We start from the raw sequence: 26,314 nt of genomic DNA, 5'->3' as shown, positions 1-26,314 counted from the left end.
TTGTACTCTCAAATATTATCAAAACTGTCAATCGTAATACCGCTTTCCGCGGGAGCGGAGACGGCTGGGCGCTTGTTGAGCGGCAAATCATAGACCACCGTCGCGCCGAACCGATTAGGGGCGTGGGGGTCGTGACGGCGCTTATCCAAGGCCAGCACCCGGGTCCCGAGCGTGAACGCTTCCTTGATGTCGTGCGTGACCATGATCACGGTCAGGGAATAGTCGCTCCACAGCCGAGTAATCAGCGCGTGCATGTCAGCTTTGATGCCCGGATCGAGGGCGCCGAAAGGCTCGTCGAGCAGCAGGATCCGCGGTCGTTTTATCAAGGCCTGCGCGATCGCGAGCCTTTGCTGCATACCGCCCGACATCTCCGCCGGATAGAGATGCAGGCTGTCGCCCAGGCCGACCGCCGTGAGCATTTCTTCGGCCTCGGCCAGGGCGGTGCGACGCCGTCCGCCAAACAGCCGGGCCGTCAACGGGGCCTGCGCACATTCCAGGCCGAAGAGCGTGTTGCGCAGGACCGACAGGTGCGGGAACACCGAATAGCGTTGGAACACGACGCCGCGATCGGGGCCGCATTCTGGTGCCAGCGGTTTGTCATCGAGCAGGATCGAACCCCGCGACGGTGCCTCTTGCCCCAGCACGACGCGCAGCAGGCTGCTCTTTCCGGCGCCCGATGGACCGACGATCGAGACGAAGGAACCGGCCTCGATATCGAGGTTCAGACGTTCCAGGACGACCTTATCGCCATACTCGACCCAGACGTTGCGGAGGCTTAGCAGGGCGCTCAATGGCTGGCTCCGTGTGCCCAACGAAACATCCGCCGGCTCGACCACACCAGCAGGAAATCGATCACTACGGCTAGCAGCGCGATCCACGCCACATAGGGCAGGATGATGTCCATCGAGAGATAGCGGCGGACGAGGAAGATTCGATAACCAAGGCCGATGTCGGAGGCGATCGCCTCTGCCGAGATCAGGAATACCCAGGCCGGGCCGAGTGACAGGCGCACCGCCTGGATCTGGCGTGGCATTGCCTGCGGCAGCGCCACGCGCAGCATTAGTTGCCAACTGCTGGCTCCCAGTGTTTGCGCTTTGATGATTTGCTCCTTCGGCAACGCGGCGACGTGCGCGGCAAGGTCCCGGATCATGAAGGGCGCGATACCGATGACGATCAGCGCCACTTTCGCCGTCTCGCCGAGACCGAAGGCGATGAACAAGATCGGCAGCAGCGCGATCGGCGGTATGACCGCGATCCCCGTCACCAGCGGACTGAAGGTGGCTCGTACCGGCGGAAGAACGCCAAGCACGAGACCCACCAGCAGCGCCGAAAGTGTCGATATACCGAGGCCGATGCCGAGCCGCTGAAGACTGGCGAAGGTGTCCGCCCAGAACAGCAACTGTCCGGAAAGCTGGTCGGGCTGGAACAGCAGCGCCGACATCGCTTCGGCCATCGCCCCCGGCATCGGCAGGATCTTGTCGTTGGGATTGTCCGCGTGGCGGCTGGCAGCTGCCACGAGATAGAGCAGCACCAGGAGCGCGATCGGAAGTGCGCCCAGAAGGATGCTGTTCCCTCGTCCAATCCGACGGTTCACCCAGCGCATAAGACCCCGTTTCTGCTGAAGACCGTGCGCTCAGAGCTTACCATCGGCAGCCATTTGCATGAACGTCGGGTCGAAGCGCAGGGTGATGTTCTGCGTGTCGCCCAGCGTCTTGTTGCCCGGGAAAGACATGCCGACGGCGTCAGCCGACTTCGCCCCCTGACCGAACAAGCCCTTGGAGAAGCTGAAGTCGCGCACCCGGGTCATCGTGGTGATGAGAGCGGGAGATGAAATGGCCTCCAACGCGGCTTTTGGATCGGCGTAGAGGAAGGTCGTGGCCAGTTGGCTTTCGAACTCTTCAGGCGTCGTGCCTGCCAGCTTCGCCATCGCCGCGCGTGCCGCTTTGCCTTCGGCATCCTGCCGGTGCATCAGCGCCATCGTCTCGTACCAGATTCCGGCCAGGGCCTTGCCCAGGTTGGGGTTGGCCTTCAGCGTGGCGGTATCGACCACCAGCAGGTCGAGGATCTCGCCCGGGATGTCGGCTGAGCTGAACACCTGTTTCGTACCGGGCGTGGCCCGCATGGTCGAAAGCTGCGGGTTCCACGCGACTGCCGCTGTCACTTCCGGAGCCGTGAAAGCGCCGACAATGTCCGCGTCGGAAGTGTTCACCGTCTTGACGTCGGTGAGTGCCATCCCGGCGGATTCGAGCCCGCGTGCGAGCAGGTAATGGGAGACGGAAAGCTCAACGAGGTAGACCTGACGGCCCTTGATAGCGCTGACGTTGTCGGCGCCTTTTAGCAGGATGCCGTCATTGCCGTTCGAGTAGTCGCCAACGATGATCGCGCTGGTGTCCTTGCCGCCGGCGGCGGGAATGGTCAGGGCATCCATATTGGCGACAGTCACGCCATCCAGCTTGCCGGCTGTGTACTGGTTCACCGACTCAACGTAGTCGTTCACCTGCACGAACTTGATATCGACGCCGTATTTGTCGGCCCATTTCTTGACGATGCCGGCCTGCTGGGCAAATGGCCAGGGCATCCAGCCGGCATAGATCGACCAGCCGATGTTGAACTCCGTCTTCGGCTCCGCAGGCGCATCCGCCGAAGGCGAGCACGACGCCACCAGCAGGGCGCAAGCTATCAGTGCAATTCTTCCGGCGCTGCGGATCCCGTTGAGCATGATTCGTCTCCTTTCGCACCTGCAGCATTGCCGCAAAGCGAGGCGTTGTCCATCCGCTAATTATTACTGTTGATATAAAATGTAATATCCATATGATGATTGTCTCGCGGGCCGGATTACGTTCGATCGGCAAGCCGCGGCGTCTGGGAGGGCGTGCATCGAAGGCTATCGTTCAAGGGCCGCGTCCGCGGCCGTTTTCGAAAGAATTCGATGCCTCAAAGCCCGACCTACAACCCGGTCCTGTCAGGCAATCCGCAGTCTGCGACGGCGCGCTCATACCCCAACGGAAACCCCACGCTCGGGTACAATCCGGCCGGGGCGCGCAACACCGACAGCGCCGTTCCGCTGCACCGTAAGGAAGCGGTTATCCACGACTATGCCAGCGACGGACCGGCACCAGGCAATTTGGCCTTCCGCTGGACTTATGGGTCGAATGTCGCTGCGAAAAATCGCGATCCGCGCGTGCAGGTGGTGCAATATAACGAGGACACCTTCGTGCTGCGGCAGAACGTCTGCGTGCATTGGGAGGCGCCGTTCACCTACCTGCTGTTCGGCAATAAGGGCGCGCTGTTGATCGACAGCGGCGCGACCGCAAGCGCCGAACATTATCCGCTCCGCAACACGGTGGATGCGATCATCACGCGTTGGGCGCAGGCGCGCCGGCGCAGCACAGTTCCGCTTACGGTGGCGCTGACGTCAGGCGAGGACGTCGCACAAAACCAGGGGCTGGTGCAGTTTGCCGGACGTCCGGACACCACGATCGTCCCCAAGCCGCTCGGGGCGATGAAGGGCTTTTACGGCTTTGCTGGCAACTGGCCCACAGGCTTGGGCCGGATCGATCTCGGTGACCGTGTGATCGAGGTGATCCCCACACCGGGCACGCACAAGGACGGGGTGAGCTTCTACGATCCCTATTGCGACTTCCTGTTCACCGGCGACCTGCTGTTCCCTGGCAAGATCAACATTAGCCATGACGGCGATTTCGTTGCCTCGCTCGAACGGTTGAAGGCCTTCGCCTCGAACAAGCCGGTCAAATGGCTCCTCGGCGGCCACATCGAGATGATGTTCGTGCCCGGGAAGTACTACGCCCGGTTCGCGACTTATAAGCCCTACGAACGCGTCCTCGAGATGGAGCCGAGCCTGATCGACGAGGCCCTCCGATATGGCCGCGAAGTGCAGGGCAAGGACATGATGCTCATCCGGCCCGATTTCGCGCTGTTCAACGGGGTCAGCCCCGACGCGCGGACGCAAGTCTGGCCCGAGGGCGTGCCCAACATCAATGCACCACGCCCCTTCTGACGCCCCCTCTGGACCCGAAGAGAGCTTCCATGGATCGCCGCACATTCCTCGCCTATAACGCCGCGGTGGCCGTGCCGCTGTCCGGCGCAGGACTTGCTTCGTTTGCCAGCGCTACATCGGCCGCCACTGGCGGGATGCCGATCGACTTCAAGAGTAACCTCCCCGCCGTGGGCAGCTTTCCCAAGAAGTGGATTTGCGGCTCGCCCTCCTGCATGGACAACATCGATCCGCCGGTGCAGGTCCATTGGTACAATCCGCACACGGCAATCCTGCGGCAGAACAAGGCCTATAGCTACGAGGCGCCCTTCGCCCCGCTCTATTTCGGCAACGACCGGGTGTTGTTGCTCGACGAGGGCTTCGTGCAGCTTCGCAGCGATTGGGACCTGCGCGGTGTCGTGGATCAGTGCATCGACGAATGGTGCCGCCGCAACGGCCGCGATCCCGCCAGCCTCGAATTGCTGGTAGCCTTCAGCCACCTGCACGCGGACCACTATGCCGCGGTCAACCAGTTCGCCGACCGCCCGAACACCCGGTACATGGGCCTGACCCATGACGAGATGGTCGGCTTTTGGGGGATGACCAATTTTCCCGAGGAACGCGTGACGCTCGATCTCGGCGGGCGCGAGATCTTGATCTGGGGTTCGCCCGGTCACGTCGTGTCGGAATTCGCCTACTACGATAGCTACACCCAGATCCTCTACACCGGCGACATGTTCTACCGGGGCCGCTGCTACATCAGCTTCTGGGAACCATGGTTCGACAGCATGAAGCGCCTGATCGACTTCTGCGACACCCACGCGGTGACGCATGTGATGGGCTGCCACGTGGAGATCAGCAACGCCGGCGAGGACTATGCCTATGGCTTGACCTGGCAGCCGGACGAGGCGCCGGTCGAGATGACGGTGCAACAGCTGCGGGAGGCGTTCGAGTACGCCAAGACGATCACCGAGCCCGGCATCTATTTCACCGGCACGGTTTTCCTCTGCAACCAGACGCGGGGCACGACGACAATCGACACCAATCCCTATCGTTACAGCTGAGCCGCGAAGGGTCCAGGACAGGAGCATGCGCATGAAGAAATCGGTTGGTCTGGCACTGGCTTCGGCCGCACTCGGCCTTTCGGCCCCTGGTCACGCTTCGGAGCTGACCGAACAGGAATTCAATGTGCCGGGCTTCGCCGACTTCCTGGCGATCGACGGAACCACGGTGTGGACTACCAATGACGGACGGGTCGAACAGTGGTCGACCGAAGGCAAAGTGGCGTCCACAGCTGTGCCGAGGCCCTGCGGCGCCATGTCGGTGGCGTTCGGTTCGCTGTGGGTGGCCAATTGCAAGGACGGCAATCTCTACCGGATCGACGTGAAGACGGCTGCGGTGCAGGCGATCATCCCGACCGGGATCGCCAATCCCAAGGGCGAGACCAACGTCGTGGTCGGCGCTGGTTCGATCTGGGTGCCCAGCGACGCGGCGGGCAAGATCGCCCGGGTGGACCCGGCCTCCAACACCGTGATCGCTACGGTCGCCGTTGATCCTGGCACCTTCTTTCTGGCCTTCGGGCTCGACGCGCTCTGGGCCGTCAGCAGCGATGCGCGATCGCTCCAGAAAGTCGATCCAATGACAAATGCGGTGGCGGGCAGGGTCGCGCTCGGCGCACAGCCCGGCTTCCTCGCCGCGGGCGAAGGGGCGGTGTGGGTACAAGAGCAAGGTGACGGCACCGTCGCGAAGATCGATCCCGCCAAGCTTGAAGTGTCCGGCCGCACCAAGGTCGGGAAAACCTTGATGTATGGCGACATCGACGTTGGGGGCGGAGCAGTGTGGCTGCGCACGACCGAGGATCAGACTTTTGCCGTGATCGATCCGCAATCGATGGAAATCCTCGCCCGCGCGGGCAAGCCAGCCGGCAGTGGCGCGCTGCGTTATACGCCCTCCGGCATTTGGACCACGGCGCATGATCACCAGACCCTGTCATGGTGGACCGGGAGTCCAAAGAGCGGGGATTGAACGGGCTGGGGTTGGTCCGGGTACGAATCAACGGGAAGGGTGCGCTGAAGCTGTTGCAGGAGCGTCACCCTGACCGATCCGATCCGAGAAAAATCGGACGATTTCAGGTGATACAAGTTTTTAGGAAAATATCGGAAGTTCAGTGTTTTAAATTCCTGAGGCCCAGAAAAAATCGCTCATAATTAATACGCTTGACGCATTAGGTAATATCTATACCGTGTCCATGTCGCCTGAAGAGCGGCCTCAAGGCTCGGGGAGAGGATCTGCAACATTAGGCCGGTTAGCCGGCTTGATATGGAGATTCTAATGGACCAGCCGCCCGCCAGCATCGCTTCTATCGACGGCATCCAGGCAAGGTGCGGCAGCCCGGCGCCCGCGCCAAGCTGACTTAATCGGACATCAGGAGGAGCACGGGATCGCAAACCTCGACGGAATGAATAAGTCGAGCAGCAAGCGGGCCAGCCGATAAACCGAAAAACGGCGACGGCGGCAGCGCAAGATCCTCAAATCAAAGGCTAAACCGGTTCTGGCGTGAGTCAGGGCGCGGGGAAGCTCTGCCCAAAAAGAAGATGGGGGTTACACATGACATATTGCGCGAAACTAAGGCGGGGGCTCCTCTCAGCGACCATGTTCACCGGCGCGGCATTGGCAACGCCGGCGTTGGCCCAGGATGCCAATAGTGCGGAACCGAGCACGGAGTTGCCCGCCGTCACCGCCGCCGATTATGGCGACGCGATCATCGTCACCGGCACGCGCCGCGCCACCACGATCATGGACACGCCGATCAATATCTCGGCGATGAGTGCCGAGGCCATCAACCAACAACGGATCGACGACGTGCGCGATCTGGCGGCTTTCACCCCGGGCATGACCATTGCCGATACGGGCCCGCGTTCGACCGGTACGATCGTCCTGCGCGGCTTGCGCGCGTCGGACACCGACTCCTTCGGCTCCGATTCCGACACTGCCCTGGGCGTCTATCTCGGTGAGGTACCGCTCTATTTCGACTTCAAGCTGCTCGACCTCGAACGTGTCGAAACGCTCCTCGGACCGCAGGGCACGCTTTACGGCCTAGGCACACTTGCCGGCGCGATCCGCTACATCCCTGAGCGGCCAGATGTAACCAACATCGAGGGGGAAGCTCACGCCCGCGTCCATGCCAAGGATCACTCCGACAGCCTGGGATACCAGGTTGATGGTGTCATCAACCTCCCGATCGTCACCGATCACATCGCCTTTCGTTCGGCCACCGGTTACTACTTTGATCCTGGCTTCATTGACTACACGCTACTCCTGCAGAACCCGGGAGTGTCCTTGCCGCAGCCCGACGGACCCGACAGCATCTCCGATGCCGGATATGCCGCGAACCTTTATCGGCAGGAGGATCTCAACTTCGAGCGGACCTTCACCACGCGTAACCAGTTGCTGATTCAGACCACCGAAGACCTCAAAGCCATCTTCACTTACGCGTTCCAGAAAACCAATACCGACGGCACTCAGTCCAACAGTGCCGGCGTGCTCGGAACTGGCAAGTACGAATATGGAGCCCGCTACATCGAGCCGGTGTCGCGCCGCGCGCACCTTGCCTCGATGGAAATCAACGCAAACATCGCCGACATCGTCGATCTCGTCTCGACTACGGCCTACACCAATGTCCGCACCCAGGCGCGGGGCGACGTCACTGATCTCCTGCTCGACCTCGATTACGACTACGAACTCTTCCCGGCCTTCTCGGGCTGGAACGAGAGCGAAGCGGAGCGGGAGCAGGTCAACCAGGAAGTCCGTTTTGTGTCTCGTCACGGCGGTCCGTTCCGCTGGGTGCTCGGCGGTTTCTACAACGAGCAGAAGCTGCAGCGCGACTATGCCGAGCATGTGCCTAACCACCCGTGGGTCGAGTTCGGGACCTCGCCCAACCCTGACGAACTCGAATACGTCTCCTACACGACCTCGAAAGTGACCGAGAAGGCGATCTTCGGCGAGGGCTCCTATCAGATCACTCCCGAGTGGCAGTTCACGGCAGGTGCGCGCTATTTCAAGTATACCTCGGAGATCGCGGGCGCTGCCACGCTGCCGTTGCTTGGCCAGCCGCTCAGTCCTTACGACCTGCCGGTAAACGGCGGCAAGGACACGCAAGACGGGTGGGTGTGGAAGTTCAACACTTCCTACAACTTCAACCGGGATATCATGGTCTATGCGACCTACAGCAAGGGCTATCGCATCGGCGGCCCGAACACGGTCGCACCTTGCCAGAACCCGCTGCCCCCTGGGCAGAACATCTGCGCCCTGCCGGACGAACTCCAGTTTGGCCCCGACACGACGAAGAACATCGAACTCGGCATCCGCACGCAGCTGTTCGACGACATGCTGAGCTTCAACTTCAACATCTTCAAGATCGATTGGCAGGGGATTCAGGTCGCCTCCGCCACCGTTAACGGTGCAGCCGGGATCACAGTGAACGGCAGCGCAGCCAGGTCGAAGGGCTTCGAGACGTCGTTCCAGCTAAGTCCAATCCCCGAGCTGGAGATTCAAGGCACCTATTCGTACACGGATGCCTATCTGACCGAAGACGTGGCGGGCATTCTCACCATTCGTGAGACACCGGGCGACTACTCGAACCGTTTCGTCCAGCTCGATGCCTTGGCCGGCGATCGCTTGCCGGGTTCGGCGAAGAATTCGGGAAGCCTCGGCGTTACCTACACAACGTCGATGTGGGCCGGGGATGTGAGCGCCAACTGGACCGCAACCTATCGTGGAAGCGTCGTGACGCGTTTGGGCTGGGATCGGGCCTATGGCGACAAGCTGCCCGGCTATGTCCTGAACCGCGCGTCATTGACCTATGACACTGACGACTACAGCTTCTCGCTGTTCGTGAATAACATCTTCGACAAATATGCGATCTCGACCGTCGACAACGATCGGTCGCGGATTGGCGTCAATGACGGTGTCGCCGTGCGCTTCTACCGACAGACAGTGATTAGTCCGCGTACGTTTGGCCTTGAGGGTCGCTACAAGTTCTAACCTGCAGAGGGAGCGGGGCGCTTGCCGGTAACGGTGGCCGCCCCGCTTCCCTAGCGCCCAACCAAGAGCGCTAGTCTATCGTAAATCCCTGGGCCTCGAGCCAGTTCGCGACTGGGCGCAAGGCCGCTTCATGCGTGCGCCATTTCCCTATGGCATCGGCGTTAAGGGGGCGCCGAACTTGCGCCGCGCTGGGCGTCGCTACTGCAGCGCCATTTTCGTGGAATGACAGGCAAGTCTCATCCCAATCGAGACCGCAATGCTCGAGCAACTCTCGAGTTTGGCCCTGCTGGTCGGCCACCAGAGCTTCGTACGACAACTGCAGCACCCGCCCAGGAAACAGACGCTCCCATAACCGCATCAGCGCGTCGAAGCGCGCGTAATAGCAAGCCGTATCCATCAGGTCGTAGGAATAGGCGTAATAGGCGGACTGGCTGGCGAAGAGGTTCTTGTAGTTGCTCCACACCGTATCCATCGGATTGCGGCGCAGGCAGACGATCCGGGCATTGGGCAACGCGCGCGCGATGTGGCCGATATAGAGGAAGTTCGCTGGTAGCTTGTCGGTAAACCGCGAGGTGCCCGCGGGCCGATGATGGGCGGCGCGCGCGAGATAGGCATCGCCAATGGCGGCCGGATCAAGGGTTCCGCTCGCCGCGATCGTGGCGGGATCGATCACCGCGCGCGACTGGGTGCCCGCGAGCTGCTTGACCGCCAGGGGCATGGCCTGGAGCTCCCCTGCCGAACCGACATCGCGGTGCGACGAGAGGATACGGTCGACCAATGTGGTGCCGGTTCGCGGCATGCCGACCACGAAGATCGGCGCCGGGTCCGGGTTGCCCGGTACGGCGGCAAGAGCGTTCCTGTCGCCGGCGAACAGCGTTTCGATCGCGTCGAAAATCGCGGCGTCCAGCGCGAAGCTGTAGCCGATCGTGCGCTTGTGCGCGACATTGGCAGTCCAGAGTTGTTCGAAAGCGCCGGGATCCCCAAGATCCTCCAGTTCCTTGGCCAGGGCATAGCGAAGGCGCAACGCATCTTCTGGCTTGTCCGCCGCAGTCACTGCGGCTTGCAGTCGGGGAACGTGATTGGCCTGGGAAGTCTGGCGGGAGAGAATGGCGAGCGCATAATGCGCGCGAGCATTGCCCGGGTCCTTCGCCAGGATTGTCTCATAGTGCGTGCGGGCTTCGTCCACCCGGCCGGTGAAGCCGTTGGCTGCCGCCAAGTTGTAGCGATACTCCAGGTTGCCCGGTTCGCTCGTGACGGCGGCAGAGAACCGTGCGATCGATTCCTCGTGGCGTCCCAGTCGGGCCAAGACGCACCCAAGGGTGTCGAGCGTCAGGGGGTCGTCCGGTGTCAGCGCGATTGCCTTGTCCACTGCATCCGCAGCTTCGCCATCGCGCCGGAGCAGGATGAGCAGCTTGGCCAGTTGCGCCAGGTGCTCCGCCTTCGGTCCGCGCTCCAAGGCAGCCTCGATGAGAGGGACCGCCTTGGCGATCTGCCCCGCTTCTGCGGCCACGATGCCCAACAGGAAGAAACCCGCCGATTGATCTGGAGCCGACGAGACAAGCGCTTGTGCAGCGACTGCGGCGGCCGGCAGGTCACCACGCCTGAGCGCCGCCCTCGCTTGCGCTTCCAAGCTCATCGATTGGCGGTGAAGGAAGATACGCCCAGGAATGGATTTGTCGTCAGGTCTTCCGTTGCGACAATATCCATAGGCCCATCATATGGAGCGCCACTTGCCTTGGCAAACGCAAGATCGCGGGCGGCTGTCGGCCACCTGCCTTCTCGCGCAAAGAGTGCAACGAGTTGCAGGTGGCCGTAAGTCTTAGCGGGCGGAAGCGAGCTGTGTCTGTCCCGCGCGAGCGGCGACAGCTGTCCGGGCTTCGATCTCGGTCCGAATGTCCGCGAGCACAGCCGTCCGGCATTCGCGCGCGCGTGCGTCCATGTTGAGATGCACGCTGGCCAAGCGATCGCCGCAAACGGCGCGTGCCGCCTGGTCCATGCGAATGGCGAGGCGCTGCTGCCCTTGGGCGGTCGAGAGGTCGAGCCCGTCAAGGCGCAGTACGGCCTCGTCCCTGGCGAACGGATTGTCGGTGGCGGCGGCGGACATCGAAGTCGCCAAGGCGCATGCGCCCAGCACCAGAAGGCCTTTCTTCATTATCGTCTCCTGCATAAATATTCACCGCACTTCGGCGGTCTGCAGGTGCCATAGGCCCGGGAACAGGCTCTGACAAGACTTGAAAAGGCCAAAATTTGTTGGCGAAGTATTTAATATTACTACTTATATAAAGTATATTAATGGCCTTATTACTGAACATACAAAGTATATTACCGATGTTCGAGGACTAGTGCACGTTGATCACCAGCGAGGCGAGAACGGTCCCATCCGCCAGCAGGCCGATCGGCAGGGCGACACTGGCGATAGACTCTTGCTGCAATTCGGGGCTGCCAATCGAGACATCGATCGTTCGGGCATTTGGGGCCGACCATTCGCGCACCACATCGACTGGCAGATGGACCGTCCATTTGCTGTCACCTTCGGCGGGCACGGCATAGCCGTTGATCCGCACGATCGAGGCCGGATTGTCGCGATGCCCTGAAACCCGCAGGCAGCTTTGCTCGCCGCAGCGGACCAGCTTCGCACTCGGCTCTCGCGCGGCGAGTGCTGGTGAAGCGACGCTTCCGGCAACGATCCCCGCCGCCAAGGCTAGCAAGCGACCGTGAAAGCGAAGTCTCTCGAGGAAGCCGGGATACCCCTGCGTGCCTGGCGGTGCGACCTTGCGTCGGGGTTCGTGACTGTTTGAAGAGCTATCCAAGCGAACTGCACTGAAGGCCGTGATACCGTCCATGAAGATCCTCCGACAGCGCGCCGACTATCGGCGCGATGCTTTCAGACCTCTCCCTGTGACGTTTCTGCTCTGGGGCCGAGACTATCGAAATTACTCAAGGGGTCAAGACTGGGCATAGAGGGTGAAAAGCCCGCTTTGGAGTTCCCATTGATTTCATCTATGCCTAAGCCCCGTCCATTCAATCGACCAGGGAACAAGCATGAGCGACGAGCCGCCGATGACCGACAAGAAGTTCGCAAGTCGGGTGGACTGGAACCTCATGCGTACCTTCGTCGATATCGTGCGCGCGGGGGGGATCGGTGCCGCCGCGCGGCAACTCAATCGCCAGCAACCCAGCATCAGCGCGGCCCTGAAGCGGTTTGAGGAGCACGTCGGAACCACGCTGCTGTACCGCACTGCAACCGGTGTCGAGGTCACGGCGGCGGGCAAAGCCATCTTGGCGCTGTGCGAGGACATGCTGGAATCGGCGCGATTGATGCCTCACCAGATCGCGCAGGCAACGAAACGGGTCGAAGGCATTGTCCGCATCCAGATCGTGTCGGGCCTCGTCTCTCCCGAGCTGGACGAAGCTATCGCCAGCTTTCACCGGCGCCATCCGGCCATTCATATCGAGATACGGGTTTCGCCTTGGCGCCAAGTGCTCGATGCGCTTGAGCGAGGCGAAGTGGAGATCGGCGTAGGCTACGACAGCAGCGTCCGCGGAAGCCTGATGTACGAGCCGATGCTGGTGGAGCGACAGCAGCTCTATTGCTCGCGGAGCAGCCCCCATTTTGGCCATCGCGTTAGCCGACTGCTCGAACTCAAAGACGAGGGCTTCGTGCTTACGGGGGAGGACGAGATCGAGCTGATCACTCACTTGCGTCGACGTTATCGGCTGGGCACCAACGTCAGCGGATTGGCCGAGGACATCAACGAAGCGCGGAGGCTAATCGTGCAGGGGGTCGGGATCGGCTTTCTTCCAATCCTTGCTGCCGAAAACGAGGTAGCCAAGGGCCGGCTTTGGCCCTTGCTTCATGCCGACTTTGAACCATCCTACGACATCTTCCTCCTGGCCCGTTCAGAGCCGGCCAGGGACACGGCGACCCAGCTGTTTTGGGACGAGGTAATTCGACGTATTCGCGCTCAGCAAAAGGCATAGGCCTAATCTATGCCTTTCATCAGAACTTTGCCTCTGCTTTTATGACGCAACGCAGCGCACTGTGACCGCATTGAGCGGAGCAGGGGCATGCAAATCACTATTAAAGACCGGATATTCAACCATATCCCGCCCGCGATGATCGCCATGGTTCTCGCCTTTTGGGCTTTTGCCCCGAAGAGCTTGCTTGAGAATCCCTGGACTCTCACCGTGGTGTCCCCGCTTATCGTTATTGTCGTGTTGCTGCTCGAGTTCGTCCACGAGCGTCATTCCGGCTGGCGCATGAACCGCCAGGAGTTCTTCACGGACCTGTTCTACGTTGTGCTCAGCGCAACGGTGATCTCGTGGTTCACCGAACTGTTGGCTGAGGATCCGTTGAAAGCGGCCAAGGCCTCACTCGGCATCACCACGGAGTGGGCCAAGCAATTGCCGTGGCTAGCCCAGGTCGCGCTGGTGATCTTCCTCATCGAATTCGGCCAGTACTGGATGCACCGGTTGATGCACAACTGGACGCCGTTCTGGCTGACCCACGCACCGCATCACCATATCACTCAGTTGAACGCGGCAAAGGGGGCCGTGGGCAATCCGGTCGAGCTGTTCCTGATCAGTCTCAGCGTGGTCGCGCTGTTCGATCTGGAGGTGACTGCGATCTTTGCCGCGATCAACACCATGGGAGTCATCTCCGTCTTCGCCCACGCCAACGTGCGCTCCGATCCGCCCAAGTGGTACTCTTTCTTCTTCACGACCATCCGGCACCACAGCCTGCATCATTCGACCGACTATGAATCCACTCGCTGCAATTTCGGCAACTCGCTGATCCTGCTCGATCGCATCTTCGGTACCTATCGCGAGGGCGAAAGCGTGATCGTCGGTCAAGACGACCGCAAGCGGCTGTCGATATGGGAGCAGACGATGTTCCCGTTTCAGCCGATGATCGATGCCTACAAAGCTAGGCGCGACAAGCGGCTATCCGGGGGAGGCGACGAGGCGACGGCAGCATGAAGATGACAGCCTCGCCAAAGTGCGACCTCCCGTTCGAAGGCCGCAGAACATTCCAAGTCATCACCAACGCGCGGACCATGCTCCCCGCATTGTCCCGATAGTCGAACTTGGCTGCTACTTTTTTGATTGGTCCGAGGAGCGTTGAATGGCGAGTCCTTCGCTCGGCGGGCTGCCGGTGATCGCTTGCGCTCGTGATGAGATGCCTTCGAGCACCAACTGCAGCGCGTTGGCGAGAGTCACGGCCAGCCACTGCGTAAGTTTGCGGTTGGAGCTTCTAGAAGTTTGCATGCCGAGTTCCCCTGAGAGTCCTCATGCTGCTCGGCAGCGCCATGTCACGGCAGGTACAAATGCATGATGAAAGGCATAGACGAATACTATGAGCGATGCTTGGCACTCACTGCCCATCCCGAGCGGCGTCGGCGCCGCCGAGACGTAAGGGACCGGCTTTCGCTCATACCCTCGCCCGTCCCGCACTTTCGCTGAAGACGGTAGAGCCCAGAAGCGGTCTCGCGCGAGATCGCGTTCCCCCCAAGATTTGACGAACAGAACGACGGAGAAGCAAATGTCGGTTGAAATTGTTGCGAAACCAAACGGCCCATACGTTGTCAGCGGTGACTTGAGTCTCCTCGAGCTCCGAGACGGCACGGGCAAGCTTTACGACCTGGAAGGGAAAAAGCGCGTCTTCCTTTGCCGCTGCGGTGCATCCACGACGAAGCCATTCTGCGACGGACAGCACACGAAGATCGGCTTCCAGGCTGCTGAGGAAGCCGTGGCTTCCGAAGTGTGACGCATCCCGCGCCAGCGCCGGGCCGCTGTCATCCTCCCCGACAATACTGCGCGCTGACCATTATCCGGAAAATTCGAGGAGTTGCGAGTTGTGTCTGAGGTTATCGTAATATCCCGGGATGGGCATGAGCACCGTGTGCCTTTCCAACGTGGCCTGAGCCTGATGGAAGCTATCCGCGAATCTGGACTCGATGAGCTTCTGGCGCTTTGCGGAGGATGTTGTTCCTGCGCCACCTGCCATGTTTACGTTGACCCGGCTTTTGCTGATCGCTTGCCACCGATGAGCGAGGACGAAAACGACCTACTCGACAGTTCCGATCATCGCGCACCGATTTCACGTTTGTCCTGTCAAATTCCCCTTTCGGACGAACATGACGGTCTATCTGTGAGCATCGCGCCCGAGGAGTAACGCCCCAAATCGTCATCATCATTGTCGGCACTGGTCACGTCGGCGCGCAAGCGGCGATTGCCCTGTGCCTGCACGGCTTCGAAAGCTCGCAGGATCTGTGCAGCACGTAAGTTGCTGGACTGCTTGTAGAACATCGACTGGCGTCGAATGATCGGCGCGTGTTCTGATCTCGGTGCCATTCACCGACGTCGAGATTGTAGAGGTGATGGGTTGGTTATCGCAACGGGACGCCGGGATCCGCCGGACCTGTGTTGACCGTCGTACGGTGGTTGTGGCAATTGCCCAGAAATTGAGGGGCGTGTGTAAAAAGCGCGGTAAAAACCTCACCGGCCGTTCCGAATATCTCGTTATTTTGTAACGGTTTGCGGGTGTAGCTCAATGGCAGAGCAGAAGCTTCCCAAGCTTACGACGAGGGTTCGATTCCCTTCACCCGCTCCAATTCGATATCAATCACTTAGGTTTCCAGTTCGTTCGGGCTGCCGACCGGGCTTGGAAAGCTCAAGGTGAAGATCGCGCCACCGTCCTCGTGATTGCGGGCCGATGCAGCGATGCCCATCGCTTCGGCGAAGCCCTTGACGATTGCGAGCCCGAGACCGCTGCCGCCATGGCGGTCGCTGCCTTGACCTTGGGCAAAGGTTTCGAAAATTCGCTGTTCTCTACCCGGCGGTAGTCCTGGTCCTTGGTCCCGGATTGAGAGCAGCACCGCATCAGGTGAGCGCTTGCCTTCGATTGTGATCACGCCGTGCTCTCCGCCATGTTGCGCGGCATTGGCGAGCAGATTGATCAGGATGTGGTGGAGCAGGGTCGGGTCGGCGTTCACGAACGGAAGGTTCGCCGGCACCTTCAGATCGATATGCCGACCGCGGAACAGATCCTTGAGGTCGTGTACCGCACTGCCGATGGCGTCGACGAGGTCGATCGGTTCTGGATTCATGGCCAGCGCGCCAGCATCGATACGCACCATATCGAGTAGGTTGTCGAGAAAGCGACGGAGTCTCGCCAACTCCATCCGCGCGACGGGGAGAGTGCTCGCGTTGGGATGTTCGACTGCGATGGCCTCGATCGCGCCCGAGACCGATGTCAGCGGCGTGCGCAAGTCGTGCCCGATCGAAGACAGCAGAGCGGCGCGCAGGCGGTCCCGCTCCTTGAGCACGGTGACCTCCCGGACCTCGGCCTCAAGCTTGAGACGTTCATGCGCCAGCGCCGCCTGGCCGAGCAGGGTCTGAAGCAGCAGGACCCGGTCGGCCGATACGGGGTCTTGGCCGTCTTCCCTTGAGAGGCCGACTACGGCAAGCACGCCGAGAGCCGTCTTCAGCGGTTGGAATTGCCAGTCCGCGGCGTTGAGCGTTCCCGTGCCGGCACCCGCGGCCTCGCCCCGGGCCCAGGTCCAGTCGGCTGCGGCCATATCGACCGGGCTGAGTTCGCCGAAATCCGAAGACGATGCGATGGTGTGGAGCTTGCCATCGGCGGCATTGAGCACGACCACATTGAGCTGGAGCAGCCGTGCGATCTCGTTGCAGACTAGCTCGCTGGTCGATTTCCAGTCGGAGGTGCGGGCGAGCATCTGCCCAAAGGCCGCCACCGCGGCGTTCTCCTGCGCGCTGCGGGCGCCTAGTGTCGCGCGGGTCTTGAGCCGCCCGGCAAGGTTCGCCGTAAAAGCGCCCACCGCGATCAGGACGAACATTGTCAGCAAGCTCTGCGGCGCGGCGATGGTGAACGTGTAGATCGGCGGCAGGAAGAAGAAGTTATAAGCGAGCGCCGAGGCGACGCCGGCAACAAGTCCCGGCCGAAGCCCGAACCGGCCCGAAGCCAGGATCACGGGTAGGAGATAGATCAAGTCCACCCCGCCCATTCCGATCAAGGGCTCGACGAGCTTGCCGAGTGCTGTCGTGGCTGCGATGAGCCCAGCGATGGCCAAGTAGTCGGAGGACTTGCCCCAGCGGCCCGGCACACCGGGGGACTTGCGGCTGGCTGGCGTGTCGGAGTTTGCGGGAATGACATGCACCGCCAGACCATCGCCAGTGCGCAGCATGGCGTTGACGACTGAGCCGTGACGAACTTCGAACCACCAGCTCCTGACGGACTTTCCCAGCACGAGTTGAGTGGCGCGGGTATCCTGGACCTGACTGGTAAGTCCCTCGATCACGCTTTCGGCAGGCACGGTGGCGATGGTCGCGCCGAGGTTTGCGGCCAGGCGCAAGGCGTCGGCGACGGCGTGCTTCTGGTCTTCGCTGAAGGATTGGGCTCTTGGTGTCTCGATGTAGACCGCCTGCCAGGGGGCACGGAGCGCATCGGCCAGGCGCTTCGCCGCGCGGACGATGATGTCTGAGCCGGGCAGCTCGCTAACCGCCACCAGCACCCGCTCTCCGCCGGCGTAGGAGCCGACCACCGCACCCGCGTCGAGATCGTCGAGCAAGGCGCGGTCGACGCTCAGCGCCGCGCGGCGCAGCGCCATCTCACGCAGGGCCGAGAGATTGGGCTTGGAGAAGAAATGGCCGAGCGCCCGGCTCGCCTCGTCGGGGATGTAGACTTTCCCGTCCTTGAGGCGCTCGATCAGCTCGTCCGGGGGAAGGTCGACGACTTCGATTTCTGCGCCGTCGAACACGCTGTCCGGCACCGTCTCGCGCACGCGCACTTTGGTGAAGCTGGCGACAACGTCGTTGAGGCTTTCGACGTGCTGGACGTTGAGTGTCGTGTAGACGTCGATCCCGGCGTCGAGCAGTTCCATGACGTCTTGCCAGCGCTTGGGATGCCGACTGCCCTCGACGTTGGTGTGAGCGAACTCGTCCACGAGTGCGAGTTCGGGCTGCCGGGCGAGGACTGAGTCGAGGTCCATCTCCTCCAGCGCGTGGCCCCGATATCCGATCTTGGTGCGAGGGAGGACTTCGAGCGGTTCGAGGAGCGCCTTGGTCTCGGCACGGCCATGGGTTTCGACCACCGCCACCACCACGTCGTCGCCGTCTCTCAGGCGCTCGGCGCCTTCGCGCAGCATCTCGAAGGTCTTGCCGACGCCAGGGGCGGCGCCGAGGAAGATCTTCAGTCGGCCGCGCTCCTCGCGCCGGGCGGCGCGTAGCAGGGCTTCGGGCGAGGGGCGGTTGTCGCTTGGCGGCATCGTCGCTCAATTACGACCGGCAGCCCAGAATGCCAACTCGGTGAGCCGAAAACTAATGCCGTCTTAATGCTGGCGCTCAACTTTCGCTGTCGAACCTTAATGCCCTGAGCGCCTAGTTGAGCTGCGCCGCCACGATCGCGCGGCGCAGAACGAAGGTTCCTCCAATGCAGGATCTGCTCTGGCTCGCCGTGCTCGGCGGGCTGTTCGCGGCCACGCTGGCCTACGTCCGCTTGTGCGACGTGGCGTGATCATGACGACCCACCTCGCGCTCGCCGGCCTCACCGCCCTTGGCCTCCTCCTCTACCTCGTTGCCGTGCTGGTGCGGCCCGAGAAATTCTGAAGGCACTGATCATGACATTCGAGGGATGGGCGCTGATCCTCATCTTCGCCGCGCTCACGGTAGCGCTGGCCAAGCCGATCGGGCTGTGGCTCCACGCACTTTACGAGGGACGGCGGACGCCGCTTCATGCCGTGCTCGGCCCGGTCGAGCGGGGCTTCTACAAACTCGCGGGCATTGACCCGACAGCTGAGCAGAGCTGGCGCCGTTACGCGGTGCACATGCTGCTGTTCCAGGTCGCGACGCTGCTGTTCACTTACGCGATCCTGCGGTTGCAAGCGGTGCTGCCGCTCAACCCGCGTGAACTGGCCGGGCAGAGCCCCGACCTGGCTTTCAACACGGCGATCAGCTTCACCGCCAACACCAATTGGCAGAGCTATTCGGGCGAGACGCTGTCGATCCTGAGCCAGATGCTCGGGCTCACGATCCACAACTTCCTCTCGGCGGCGACTGGCATTGCGATCGCCTTCGCGCTGTTCCGCGGCTTCGCGCGGCGACAGGCGAGCGGGATCGGCAACTTCTGGGCCGACCTCACCCGCGTCACGCTCTACCTGCTGCTCCCGATCTGCGTAATCTACGCGCTGTTCCTGGTCTTCAGCGGCGTGCCGCAGGCCTTTGCCAGCCTTGTCGATGCGACCACGCTTGAAGGCGCCAAGCAATCGATCGTGCTCGGGCCGGTCGCCTCGCAAGAGGCGATCAAGATGCTCGGCACCAACGGCGGCGGCTTCTTCAATGCCAACTCGGCTCATCCATTCGAGAACCCGACAGCGCTGACCAACCTGGTGCAGATGCTGTCGATCTTCGCGATCGGCTCGGGGATGACCTGGTGCTTCGGCAAGGCCATGGGAAACACCCGCCAGGGTTGGGCCATCCTCGCCGCGATGATGCTCCTGTTCCTCGCAGGTGCGGGCGTGACTTACTGGCAGGAAGCCGCGGGCAACCCGAACCTCCACGCGCTCGGCCTCGCCGGGGGCAATATGGAGGGCAAGGAGGTCCGCTTCGGCATCGCCGCGAGCGCGCTGTTCTCCGTGGTCACCACTGCCGCCTCGTGCGGCGCGGTCAACGCCATGCACGACAGCTTCACGGCGCTCGGCGGGATGATCCCGTTGTTCAACATGCAGCTCGGCGAAGTCGTGATCGGCGGTGTCGGCGCGGGTATCTACGGCTTCCTGGTGTTCGCGATCCTGGCGGTGTTCGTCGCCGGGCTGATGGTCGGCCGCACGCCCGAATACGTCGGCAAGAAGATCGAAAGCCGCGAGGTCAAGCTGGCCGTCCTGGCGATAGCAATCCTGCCGCTCTCGATCCTCGGCCTGACCGCGCTCTCGTCGGTCTTGCCGCAGGGGCTGGCCGGACCGCTCAACAAGGGGCCGCACGGCTTTACGGAGATACTCTACGCCTTCACCTCGGCGACCGGGAACAATGGCTCGGCCTTTGCCGGACTGACCGCGGCCACGCCGTACTACAACGGCCTGCTGGGTCTCGCGATGTGGTTGGGGCGGTTCTTCATGATCGTGCCGATCCTCGCCGTTGCCGGCAGCCTCGCCGCCAAGAAGTACACGCCGGAGACCGCGGGGTCCTTCCCCACCACCGGCCCGCTGTGGGTCGGGCTGCTAGTCGGGATCATCCTGATCGTCGGCGGCCTGACCTTCCTTCCCAGCCTTGCGCTCGGACCCATCGCCGATCACATCGCGATGGTCCGCGGCCAGCTCTTCTGAGTGACGCCCATGACCAAACCTAGCGTATTTACGGCCGACCTGATCCTTCCCGCGATCGGCGACGCCTTCAAGAAGCTCAATCCGCGCCAGTTGGTGCGCAATCCCGTGCTGTTCACGACTGCGGTCGTGGCGACCCTGCTGACGGTCCTGCTGCTGATCGGCGGGGAGCGTCTCGCGGTCGGGTTCCAGGTACAGCTGATCGTCTGGCTCTGGCTGACGGTGCTGTTCGGGACTTTCGCCGAGGCGCTCGCCGAAGGTCGGGGGAGGGCGCAGGCTGCGTCCCTGCGGGCGACCAAGTCCGAACTGAAGGCCAAGCTGCTGCTGGGCACGGACGATCTCTACGAGATGGTCGCGGCCTCGCAGCTGGAGAAGGGCGAGGTCGTCCTGGTCGAGACCGGCGATCTGATCCCGGCCGACGGCGAGGTCATCGAAGGTGTCGCCTCGGTCAACGAGGCCGCGATCACTGGCGAAAGCGCGCCAGTGATCCGCGAGGCGGGGGGCGACCGTTCGGCGGTTACTGCCGGCACGCGGGTCATTTCGGACCGGATCAAGGTGCGGATCACGCAGGAGCCCGGCCAGGGCTTCCTCGACCGGATGATCGCGCTCGTCGAGGGTGCCGAGCGGCAAAAGACCCCGAACGAGATTGCGCTCACCATCCTCCTGGTCGGCTTGACCATCATCTTCCTGATCGCGGTTGCGACCATTCCTGGGTTCGCGAGCTACGCGGGGGGCGGCGTGCCGGTGGCGATCCTTGCGGCGCTGCTGATCACGCTCATCCCGACGACGATTGCTGCCCTCCTTTCGGCGATCGGCATCGCGGGCATGGACCGGCTGGTGCGCTTCAACGTCCTCGCCAAGTCGGGCCGCGCGGTCGAAGCAGCTGGCGACATCGACGTGCTGTTGCTGGACAAGACCGGCACCATCACCATCGGTGATCGCCAGGCGAGTGCGTTTCGGCCCCTGACCGGCATCGAGGCTGACAGCCTCGCCAGTTCGGCTCTGCTCGCCAGTCTGTCCGACGAGACGCCCGAAGGACGTTCCATCGAGGTCTTGGCGCGTGAGAAATACGCGGTGCCCACTCGTGAACTTCCCTCCGATGCCAAGGTCATCCCTTTCACGGCCCAGACGCGCGTGTCGGGCGTCGAGGTTGCCGGCGTTGTCATTCGTAAGGGGGCGGTCGACTCCATCCTCAAGGCCGAGCCGGCCCTTGCCGACACACCTGCCGCGAACGAGTTGCGCAAGATCACCGATGAGATTGCCCGCTCCGGCGCTACCCCGCTCGCGGTGAGCCGTGATGGCAAGCTGCTTGGTGCGATTGCGCTCAAGGACGTGGTCAAGGCCGGGGTCCGCGAGCGTTTCGCCGAACTCCGCCGCATGGGCATCCGCACGGTGATGATCACCGGCGACAATCCGCTGACTGCCGCTGCCATCGCTGCCGAGGCGGGAGTGGACGACTTCCTCGCCGAGGCAACGCCGGAGGATAAGCTGGAACTGATCCGCAAGGAGCAGGCCGGCGGACGGCTGGTGGCAATGTGCGGCGATGGCACCAACGACGCCCCCGCGCTCGCTCAGTCGGATGTCGGCGTAGCAATGAACACTGGCACCCAGGCGGCGCGCGAGGCCGGCAACATGGTAGACCTCGACAGCGATCCGACCAAGCTCATCGAGATCGTCGGCCTCGGCAAGCAGCTGCTGATGACACGCGGCGCTTTGACCACGTTCTCGGTCGCGAACGACGTCGCCAAGTATTTCGCGATCATCCCGGCGATGTTCATCGTGCTCTACCCGGGCCTTGGCGTGCTCAACGTCATGGGCCTCTCCAGCCCGGAGAGTGCGATCCTCTCCGCGATCATCTTCAACGCCCTGATCATTCCCGCGCTGGTACCGCTGGCGCTCAAGGGGGTGACTTACAAGCCAATGGGCGCGGGACCGCTGCTTGCCCGTAACCTCGCGGTCTACGGCCTGGGCGGCCTGATCGCGCCGTTCGTCGGCATCAAGCTCATCGACCTCGCCGTTTCCAGCTTCCAGCTCGCCTGAGGACAGACCCCATGCTCACCGACTTCAAGACCGCCCTGCGTCCCGCCCTCGTGCTGACGTTGCTGTTCGCCGCCCTGCTGGGACTGCTCTACCCAGCCCTCATCACTGGGATCGGGCAAGTGATCTTCCCGCACCAGGCCAACGGCAGCCTCATCCGTGAGAACGGCCGCGTGATCGGCTCGGAGCTCCTGGGCCAAGGCTTCGCTAGCGACCGCTACTTCCACGGCCGCCCGTCGGCCGCGGGAAGCGACGGATACGATGCGACAGCCTCGGCAGGCTCTAACCTCGGCCCGACCAGCCAAGCGCTGGTCGACCGGGTGAAGGGCGATCTCGCCACTCTTCCCCAATCGCCAGAGTCTAATGTCCCACCTGATCTGGTGACCACCTCGGCTTCGGGGCTTGACCCCCACATCAGCCCCGAAGCCGCCCTTTTCCAGGTATCCAGAGTGGCGGAAGCGCGTGGGGTCGGGGTCGATGACCTGCGCAACCTGGTGCAGCGGCACGTCGAGGGGCCAGCGCTCGGCTTCCTGGGCGAACCGCGGGTTAATGTCCTGGCGCTCAACCGCGATCTCGACCGATTGGCCGCGCGTCCCTAAACGCAGACCATGCCATTGGCGACCAGGATACTCATCGTGGAGGACGACGCTCACGTCCGCCGCCTCCTTCAGGCGGCCCTCCAGCGAGCCGGGCACGAGGTCGCCGAGGCAGCCACCGCGCGCGAGGGGCTGTCGCTGCTCGACATCTACAAGCCTGACACGGTGCTACTCGACCTCGGGCTTCCCGACCGCGATGGCTTGGAGATGATCCCGCTGATCAAGTCCCGCTCCGACGCGACGCTGATGGTCGTGTCGGCGCGAGAGGACGTCGCAGAGAAGGTGACCGCGCTCGATCTCGGCGCGGATGACTACCTGACCAAGCCGTTCGACACCGAAGAGCTCCTCGCCCGCATCCGCACCGCGCTGCGCCATAGACTTTCAGGCCATGCCGAGCGCGAGCGGGTTCTCATCGGCGACGTGGAAATCGACCTCGGCCACCGCCGGGTTCGTCGCGGGGATGAAGAGGTCCACCTTTCGCGCAAGGAATTCGAGGTGTTGGCGGAACTGGCCAAACATCCCGATCGCGTTATCGGCCACGCCCAGCTGCTACGCGCGGTTTGGGGCCCCGCTCACGAGGCGCGCGTCGATTACCTTCGGATCGTGGTTCGCAACCTGCGGCAGAAGCTGGAGGCGGATCCCGCGCGGCCTGGCCTGATCGTCAACGAACTAGGCGTGGGCTATCGGCTTCGCACCGCGCGACCATAAGCGTTTGGTGGGATGGATAACCTGCGTTAACTTGCGCAAGTGACTGACAGCCGGCTCTTCGACCGCCTGATCGATGTCGCCGGGCGGGCGCAGGCCTGGGCGGAATCTCCCCTGGCCTCGCGGATCCGCAAGGGCTTCAACGCCCTGCTTTCAATCCTCATCTTGCTGTTGCTCGCCAGGGCGATCGCGCAAGTGGGCTGGCACGAGGTCGTGGCAGTCGTCCCGGCGTCGTTGCTGTTCTGGCTGCTGTTCGTCGGTTCCTATCTCCTGCAGCCGCTGATGGAGTGGTTCATCTATCGCCACTGGTGGAAGTTCGGCTGGGGTGCGGTCGGAGTGTTCCTGCGGATGCGGGTAATGAACGACGCGCTGTTCAGCTACTCGGGCCACACCTACCTGCTCGTCTGGGCCGCGCGCCGGATGGGGATCCAGTTCGATCCCAACGGACCCAAGCAAAAGATCTTCGGTCGAGGCGATGGTCCGGGTATCGATCCGGCGGAGAACCCGTTTGCCGCCGTGAAGGACATGGCCATCACCTCGGGCCTCGCCGGCAACTTCGCCACGCTGGTCCTGTTGCTGATCACGCTGACCATGGATGGTGCATCGGTCCTGAGTGCGGCCCTCGATCCGCGGACCCTGCGCGTCCTGACGTGGAGCTTTGTCCTGATGATCCTGCTCAACATCGGGATCCTGGCGTTCAGGGGCAAAGTCATGAGTCTCCCGGTCAAGGAGAACATGTTTGCCGTCCGCTGGCACCTGTTCAGGGTGCTGGCGGTCCAGGCGCTGCTGGTCGGAAGCTGGGCCGTCGCATTGCCCGGGATCAGCTTCCAGAACTGGTTCCTGCTCGGTGCCCTGCGCATGGTCATTATGCGCATGCCGATCCCCAACAAGGAGATCCTGTTCGCCGCGCTCGCCGTCAGCCTGACGGAGGACGCCTCGGTCGAGGTCGCCGCGCTGATGGCCGCGCAAGGCGCATTGCAGCTCATCCTGCATGCCCTTTCCTGGGGCGCGGCAGCAGCTATCGAGGCCACCGTGGGCGAGGAAGAGGCCAAGGCGCGCTCCTGAACCGCGTAGCGGGCCGACTTGTCCCAATGATAGGAAGTCTATCCTCCAAACGCGTTGACCTCACATTCTCAATTAAATAACTTGAGAATGTGAGGCAGCTGATTCCGTCCTCACCTTGCTCCCAGCATCCTGGGCTTCAGGAACGCCACCGCTGCTCTGCCAGCAGCGGGTGACGGGAGCGGGCAAATGACGTTTTGGAGCAGACGAAGTTGAAGACCGGGCTGATCATTCGACACGTGCCGTATGAGGGGATTGCCGGTTACCGGGAACCGATCGAGGCCGCGGGTTATCACCTCGACCGGATCGACGTCGCCGATCCCGCTTTCTCGACGCTCGACCTGCGCGAACCCGACCTGTTGATCATGATGGGCGGGCCGATGGGGGTCTACGAGGACGACCGCTATCCCTGGATCCGCTGCCAGCTGCGGCGCCTCGCGCTGCGGCTCGAGCTTGATCGGCCGACGCTAGGCGTCTGCTTCGGCGCGCAGATGATCGCCGCGGCGCTTGGCGCCAAGGTCTATCGCGGGCCGGTGAGCGAAGTGGGCTTTCATGAGTTGCAGATCGCCAAGGCGCCCGCAGCGGCGCCGCTGCGCCATCTAGACGGAGTTCCGCTACTGCATTGGCACAGCGATTCCTTCGAGCTGCCCGAAGGCGCCGAACTGCTCGCCTCCAGTCCGCTATACCGCCACCAGGCCTTCCGTCGCGGGAGCAACACGCTGGGCCTGCAGTTCCATGCCGAGATGGGGAGGGACGAACGGTTCCACGCCTGGACCTCGAGCTGGCCGGAAGACATCGCCGCCAGCGGCACGACCGTTGAACGGCTGCGCGACGATCACGACCGGCATGGGCCGCGGGCGGTTGAAGCCGGGCAGTCGATGATCGCGGAGTGGCTGACGACGTTGCATTGATTGGTTGGTGCTGGCGATATCGGTGACGAAGCGGACCGTCAGCAAACGACCCATTGCGGACATTGACGCAGCGGTGTTTACGTCAGCAGCGGAGGGGTTTGCTGATGTTGCATAAGGATGATGCCGAACACCCGGTGCCCGAGCCGTTGCGCTCAACTTTTCGGCAGATAGCCGACGCTTTCGTTGCGGGAGACTTCCAGCTTCGCGACCATTCAATTTCCGGTGTGAGACCGCTCGATCCTGATACGGCGGAGTGGATAGCCGATAGCATCTCGACCTACGGCGACGCGATCGCGCCCCTGAACGAAGAGACGTGGAACCGGTCTGTCTATCGCTGGATGGACGGCTATTGGCAGGCGCTTGTTGACCTCACCACAATTTCCGAGCCCGTTAGCGACCTCACACTTCACGCAAAGTTATATGAGATAGACCACGATCTCGTGGTGACCGTCGACGCAGTTTATGTCCCGTAATTGACGGCTTCGGTAACGTCCGCTTTCCACCCTTCGCAGCGGATTGCGGACGTTCGGTTAGCGACCCATTACGGACGTTTACGGCTGTCTCAGGCTTGCCGAGAAGCGGACGGCAGGTAAGTTGACGGGATGCTGCGTCGATTGGCCTTTTCAATTC

25 protein-coding genes and 1 tRNA gene are annotated in these 26,314 nt (G+C 62.4%); 18 read left to right on the top strand and 8 right to left on the bottom strand.

Annotated elements, in window-relative coordinates; all coding sequences use genetic code 11:
* Positions 1 to 8 precede the first annotated feature (8 nt).
* The 3 genes from ASD76_RS11390 to ASD76_RS11380 are packed head-to-tail and all read right to left on the bottom strand — an operon-like array spanning position 9 to position 2,719.
* Positions 9 to 791 (bottom strand): ABC transporter ATP-binding protein, encoded by a 783-nt coding sequence (locus ASD76_RS11390; protein WP_055923189.1) that lies wholly within the window; start codon positions 789 to 791, stop codon positions 9 to 11.
* Positions 788 to 1,603, bottom strand: a complete 816-nt coding sequence (locus ASD76_RS11385; RefSeq protein WP_055923188.1) for an ABC transporter permease — start codon at positions 1,601 to 1,603, stop codon at positions 788 to 790. Before ASD76_RS11385 ends, ASD76_RS11390 begins: the two co-directional genes overlap by 4 nt.
* Before the next feature lie 30 nt (positions 1,604 to 1,633).
* Positions 1,634 to 2,719, bottom strand: a complete 1,086-nt coding sequence (locus ASD76_RS11380; RefSeq protein WP_055923187.1) for a putative urea ABC transporter substrate-binding protein — start codon at positions 2,717 to 2,719, stop codon at positions 1,634 to 1,636.
* Between the two features lie 210 nt (positions 2,720 to 2,929).
* On the opposite strand from ASD76_RS11380, the gene ASD76_RS11375 reads away from it, so the two are divergent.
* From ASD76_RS11375 to ASD76_RS11360, 4 genes are all read left to right on the top strand, one after another.
* Positions 2,930 to 4,018: an MBL fold metallo-hydrolase gene (locus tag ASD76_RS11375; RefSeq protein ID WP_055923186.1), complete on the top strand. Its 1,089-nt coding sequence runs from the start codon at positions 2,930 to 2,932 to the stop codon at positions 4,016 to 4,018.
* 29 nt (positions 4,019 to 4,047) lie between these two features.
* Positions 4,048 to 5,058: an MBL fold metallo-hydrolase gene (locus ASD76_RS11370; RefSeq protein WP_055923185.1), complete on the top strand. Its 1,011-nt coding sequence runs from the start codon at positions 4,048 to 4,050 to the stop codon at positions 5,056 to 5,058.
* 31 nt (positions 5,059 to 5,089) lie between these two features.
* Complete coding sequence (locus tag ASD76_RS11365) at positions 5,090 to 6,019, top strand: hypothetical protein (protein WP_055924183.1); 930 nt, start codon at positions 5,090 to 5,092, stop codon at positions 6,017 to 6,019.
* A 627-nt stretch (positions 6,020 to 6,646) separates the two neighbouring features.
* Entirely contained in the window at positions 6,647 to 9,037 is a 2,391-nt protein-coding gene (locus tag ASD76_RS11360; protein WP_235506694.1) for a TonB-dependent receptor, read from the top strand.
* A gap of 70 nt (positions 9,038 to 9,107) precedes the next feature.
* Here ASD76_RS11360 and ASD76_RS11355 read toward each other — a convergent pair whose 3' ends face one another.
* The 3 genes from ASD76_RS11355 to ASD76_RS11345 form a co-directional block, all read right to left on the bottom strand.
* Positions 9,108 to 10,673: a tetratricopeptide repeat-containing sulfotransferase family protein gene (locus tag ASD76_RS11355; protein ID WP_055923184.1), complete on the bottom strand. Its 1,566-nt coding sequence runs from the start codon at positions 10,671 to 10,673 to the stop codon at positions 9,108 to 9,110.
* A 183-nt stretch (positions 10,674 to 10,856) separates the two neighbouring features.
* Complete coding sequence (locus ASD76_RS11350) at positions 10,857 to 11,189, bottom strand: UrcA family protein (protein ID WP_055923183.1); 333 nt, start codon at positions 11,187 to 11,189, stop codon at positions 10,857 to 10,859.
* Between the two features lie 187 nt (positions 11,190 to 11,376).
* Positions 11,377 to 11,736, bottom strand: a complete 360-nt coding sequence (locus tag ASD76_RS11345; protein ID WP_235506691.1) for a hypothetical protein — start codon at positions 11,734 to 11,736, stop codon at positions 11,377 to 11,379.
* 343 nt (positions 11,737 to 12,079) lie between these two features.
* Between ASD76_RS11345 and ASD76_RS11340 the strand changes: the two genes are divergently transcribed.
* Together ASD76_RS11340 and ASD76_RS11335 are read left to right on the top strand one after the other, a co-directional pair.
* A complete protein-coding gene (locus tag ASD76_RS11340) occupies positions 12,080 to 13,018 on the top strand; it encodes a LysR family transcriptional regulator (protein WP_055923181.1) in 939 nt (312 codons plus the stop codon).
* Between the two features lie 87 nt (positions 13,019 to 13,105).
* Entirely contained in the window at positions 13,106 to 14,017 is a 912-nt protein-coding gene (locus ASD76_RS11335) for a sterol desaturase family protein (RefSeq protein ID WP_055923180.1), read from the top strand.
* 114 nt (positions 14,018 to 14,131) lie between these two features.
* Here ASD76_RS11335 and ASD76_RS18305 read toward each other — a convergent pair whose 3' ends face one another.
* Positions 14,132 to 14,305 (bottom strand): hypothetical protein, encoded by a 174-nt coding sequence (locus tag ASD76_RS18305; protein WP_156457690.1) that lies wholly within the window; start codon positions 14,303 to 14,305, stop codon positions 14,132 to 14,134.
* A gap of 274 nt (positions 14,306 to 14,579) precedes the next feature.
* Between ASD76_RS18305 and ASD76_RS11330 the strand changes: the two genes are divergently transcribed.
* From ASD76_RS11330 to ASD76_RS11325, 3 genes are all read left to right on the top strand, one after another.
* A complete protein-coding gene (locus ASD76_RS11330; RefSeq protein ID WP_055923179.1) occupies positions 14,580 to 14,804 on the top strand; it encodes a CDGSH iron-sulfur domain-containing protein in 225 nt (74 codons plus the stop codon).
* 90 nt (positions 14,805 to 14,894) lie between these two features.
* Entirely contained in the window at positions 14,895 to 15,212 is a 318-nt protein-coding gene (locus tag ASD76_RS17990) for a 2Fe-2S iron-sulfur cluster-binding protein (protein ID WP_082553798.1), read from the top strand.
* A 364-nt stretch (positions 15,213 to 15,576) separates the two neighbouring features.
* Positions 15,577 to 15,650, top strand: a tRNA-Gly gene (locus ASD76_RS11325).
* A gap of 16 nt (positions 15,651 to 15,666) precedes the next feature.
* Here ASD76_RS11325 and ASD76_RS11320 read toward each other — a convergent pair.
* Positions 15,667 to 18,324, bottom strand: coding sequence for a sensor histidine kinase (locus tag ASD76_RS11320; protein WP_055923178.1), 2,658 nt, complete (start codon positions 18,322 to 18,324; stop codon positions 15,667 to 15,669).
* Between the two features lie 116 nt (positions 18,325 to 18,440).
* Here ASD76_RS11320 and ASD76_RS18765 point away from each other — a divergent pair, with 116 nt between their 5' ends.
* The 9 genes from ASD76_RS18765 (at position 18,441) to ASD76_RS11280 (ending at position 26,157) form a co-directional block, all read left to right on the top strand.
* Positions 18,441 to 18,572, top strand: a complete 132-nt coding sequence (locus tag ASD76_RS18765; protein ID WP_268760328.1) for a hypothetical protein — start codon at positions 18,441 to 18,443, stop codon at positions 18,570 to 18,572.
* Between the two features lie 2 nt (positions 18,573 to 18,574).
* The gene (locus ASD76_RS11315) at positions 18,575 to 18,664 is read left to right on the top strand and encodes a potassium-transporting ATPase subunit F (protein WP_055923177.1); all 90 of its coding nucleotides are present in this window, start codon (positions 18,575 to 18,577) and stop codon (positions 18,662 to 18,664) included.
* A gap of 11 nt (positions 18,665 to 18,675) precedes the next feature.
* Entirely contained in the window at positions 18,676 to 20,376 is a 1,701-nt protein-coding gene (gene kdpA / locus ASD76_RS11310; RefSeq protein ID WP_055923176.1) for a potassium-transporting ATPase subunit KdpA, read from the top strand.
* A 9-nt stretch (positions 20,377 to 20,385) separates the two neighbouring features.
* On the top strand, positions 20,386 to 22,413 hold the full coding sequence (kdpB, locus tag ASD76_RS11305) for a potassium-transporting ATPase subunit KdpB (protein ID WP_055923175.1): 2,028 nt from the start codon (positions 20,386 to 20,388) through the stop codon (positions 22,411 to 22,413).
* Between the two features lie 11 nt (positions 22,414 to 22,424).
* Positions 22,425 to 23,009, top strand: coding sequence for a potassium-transporting ATPase subunit KdpC (kdpC, locus tag ASD76_RS11300; protein WP_055923174.1), 585 nt, complete (start codon positions 22,425 to 22,427; stop codon positions 23,007 to 23,009).
* A gap of 9 nt (positions 23,010 to 23,018) precedes the next feature.
* On the top strand, positions 23,019 to 23,714 hold the full coding sequence (locus ASD76_RS11295) for a response regulator (protein ID WP_055923173.1): 696 nt from the start codon (positions 23,019 to 23,021) through the stop codon (positions 23,712 to 23,714).
* Positions 23,715 to 23,753: 39 nt separating this feature from the next.
* Positions 23,754 to 24,776: a hypothetical protein gene (locus tag ASD76_RS11290; RefSeq protein WP_055923172.1), complete on the top strand. Its 1,023-nt coding sequence runs from the start codon at positions 23,754 to 23,756 to the stop codon at positions 24,774 to 24,776.
* A 209-nt stretch (positions 24,777 to 24,985) separates the two neighbouring features.
* Positions 24,986 to 25,684, top strand: a complete 699-nt coding sequence (locus tag ASD76_RS11285) for a glutamine amidotransferase (protein ID WP_055924177.1) — start codon at positions 24,986 to 24,988, stop codon at positions 25,682 to 25,684.
* 104 nt (positions 25,685 to 25,788) lie between these two features.
* Positions 25,789 to 26,157 carry a hypothetical protein gene (locus ASD76_RS11280; protein WP_156457689.1) on the top strand — a complete coding sequence of 123 codons (369 nt, stop codon included), beginning with the start codon at positions 25,789 to 25,791 and terminating at the stop codon, positions 26,155 to 26,157.
* Positions 26,158 to 26,314 lie beyond the last annotated feature (157 nt).

Origin of the sequence: Altererythrobacter sp. Root672, assembly GCF_001427865.1 — a bacterium.
In the GTDB taxonomy this organism is placed as follows: Bacteria; Pseudomonadota; Alphaproteobacteria; order Sphingomonadales; family Sphingomonadaceae; genus Croceibacterium_A.
Note: the sequence above shows the minus strand (reverse complement) of the source record. Positions and strands in the feature narration are given on the sequence as shown.

Excerpts from the sequence above, each read along its gene's own strand:
- kdpC (WP_055923174.1), top strand. The coding sequence starts at position 22,425 with ATGCTCACCGACTTCAAGACCGCCCTGCGTCCCGCCCTCGTGCTGACG.
- ASD76_RS11360 (WP_235506694.1), top strand. The coding sequence starts at position 6,647 with ATGTTCACCGGCGCGGCATTGGCAACGCCGGCGTTGGCCCAGGATGCC.
- ASD76_RS11350 (WP_055923183.1), bottom strand. The coding sequence starts at position 11,189 with ATGAAGAAAGGCCTTCTGGTGCTGGGCGCATGCGCCTTGGCGACTTCG.
- ASD76_RS11370 (WP_055923185.1), top strand. The coding sequence starts at position 4,048 with ATGGATCGCCGCACATTCCTCGCCTATAACGCCGCGGTGGCCGTGCCG.
- ASD76_RS11340 (WP_055923181.1), top strand. The coding sequence starts at position 12,080 with ATGAGCGACGAGCCGCCGATGACCGACAAGAAGTTCGCAAGTCGGGTG.
- ASD76_RS18305 (WP_156457690.1), bottom strand. The coding sequence starts at position 14,305 with ATGCAAACTTCTAGAAGCTCCAACCGCAAACTTACGCAGTGGCTGGCC.
- kdpB (WP_055923175.1), top strand. The coding sequence starts at position 20,386 with ATGACCAAACCTAGCGTATTTACGGCCGACCTGATCCTTCCCGCGATC.
- ASD76_RS11375 (WP_055923186.1), top strand. The coding sequence starts at position 2,930 with ATGCCTCAAAGCCCGACCTACAACCCGGTCCTGTCAGGCAATCCGCAG.
- ASD76_RS11330 (WP_055923179.1), top strand. The coding sequence starts at position 14,580 with ATGTCGGTTGAAATTGTTGCGAAACCAAACGGCCCATACGTTGTCAGC.
- ASD76_RS11280 (WP_156457689.1), top strand. The coding sequence starts at position 25,789 with ATGTTGCATAAGGATGATGCCGAACACCCGGTGCCCGAGCCGTTGCGC.
- ASD76_RS11380 (WP_055923187.1), bottom strand. The coding sequence starts at position 2,719 with ATGCTCAACGGGATCCGCAGCGCCGGAAGAATTGCACTGATAGCTTGC.
- ASD76_RS11365 (WP_055924183.1), top strand. The coding sequence starts at position 5,090 with ATGAAGAAATCGGTTGGTCTGGCACTGGCTTCGGCCGCACTCGGCCTT.
- ASD76_RS11355 (WP_055923184.1), bottom strand. The coding sequence starts at position 10,673 with ATGAGCTTGGAAGCGCAAGCGAGGGCGGCGCTCAGGCGTGGTGACCTG.
- ASD76_RS11295 (WP_055923173.1), top strand. The coding sequence starts at position 23,019 with ATGCCATTGGCGACCAGGATACTCATCGTGGAGGACGACGCTCACGTC.
- ASD76_RS11315 (WP_055923177.1), top strand. The coding sequence starts at position 18,575 with ATGACGACCCACCTCGCGCTCGCCGGCCTCACCGCCCTTGGCCTCCTC.
- ASD76_RS11385 (WP_055923188.1), bottom strand. The coding sequence starts at position 1,603 with ATGCGCTGGGTGAACCGTCGGATTGGACGAGGGAACAGCATCCTTCTG.
- kdpA (WP_055923176.1), top strand. The coding sequence starts at position 18,676 with ATGACATTCGAGGGATGGGCGCTGATCCTCATCTTCGCCGCGCTCACG.
- ASD76_RS11335 (WP_055923180.1), top strand. The coding sequence starts at position 13,106 with ATGCAAATCACTATTAAAGACCGGATATTCAACCATATCCCGCCCGCG.
- ASD76_RS11320 (WP_055923178.1), bottom strand. The coding sequence starts at position 18,324 with ATGCCGCCAAGCGACAACCGCCCCTCGCCCGAAGCCCTGCTACGCGCC.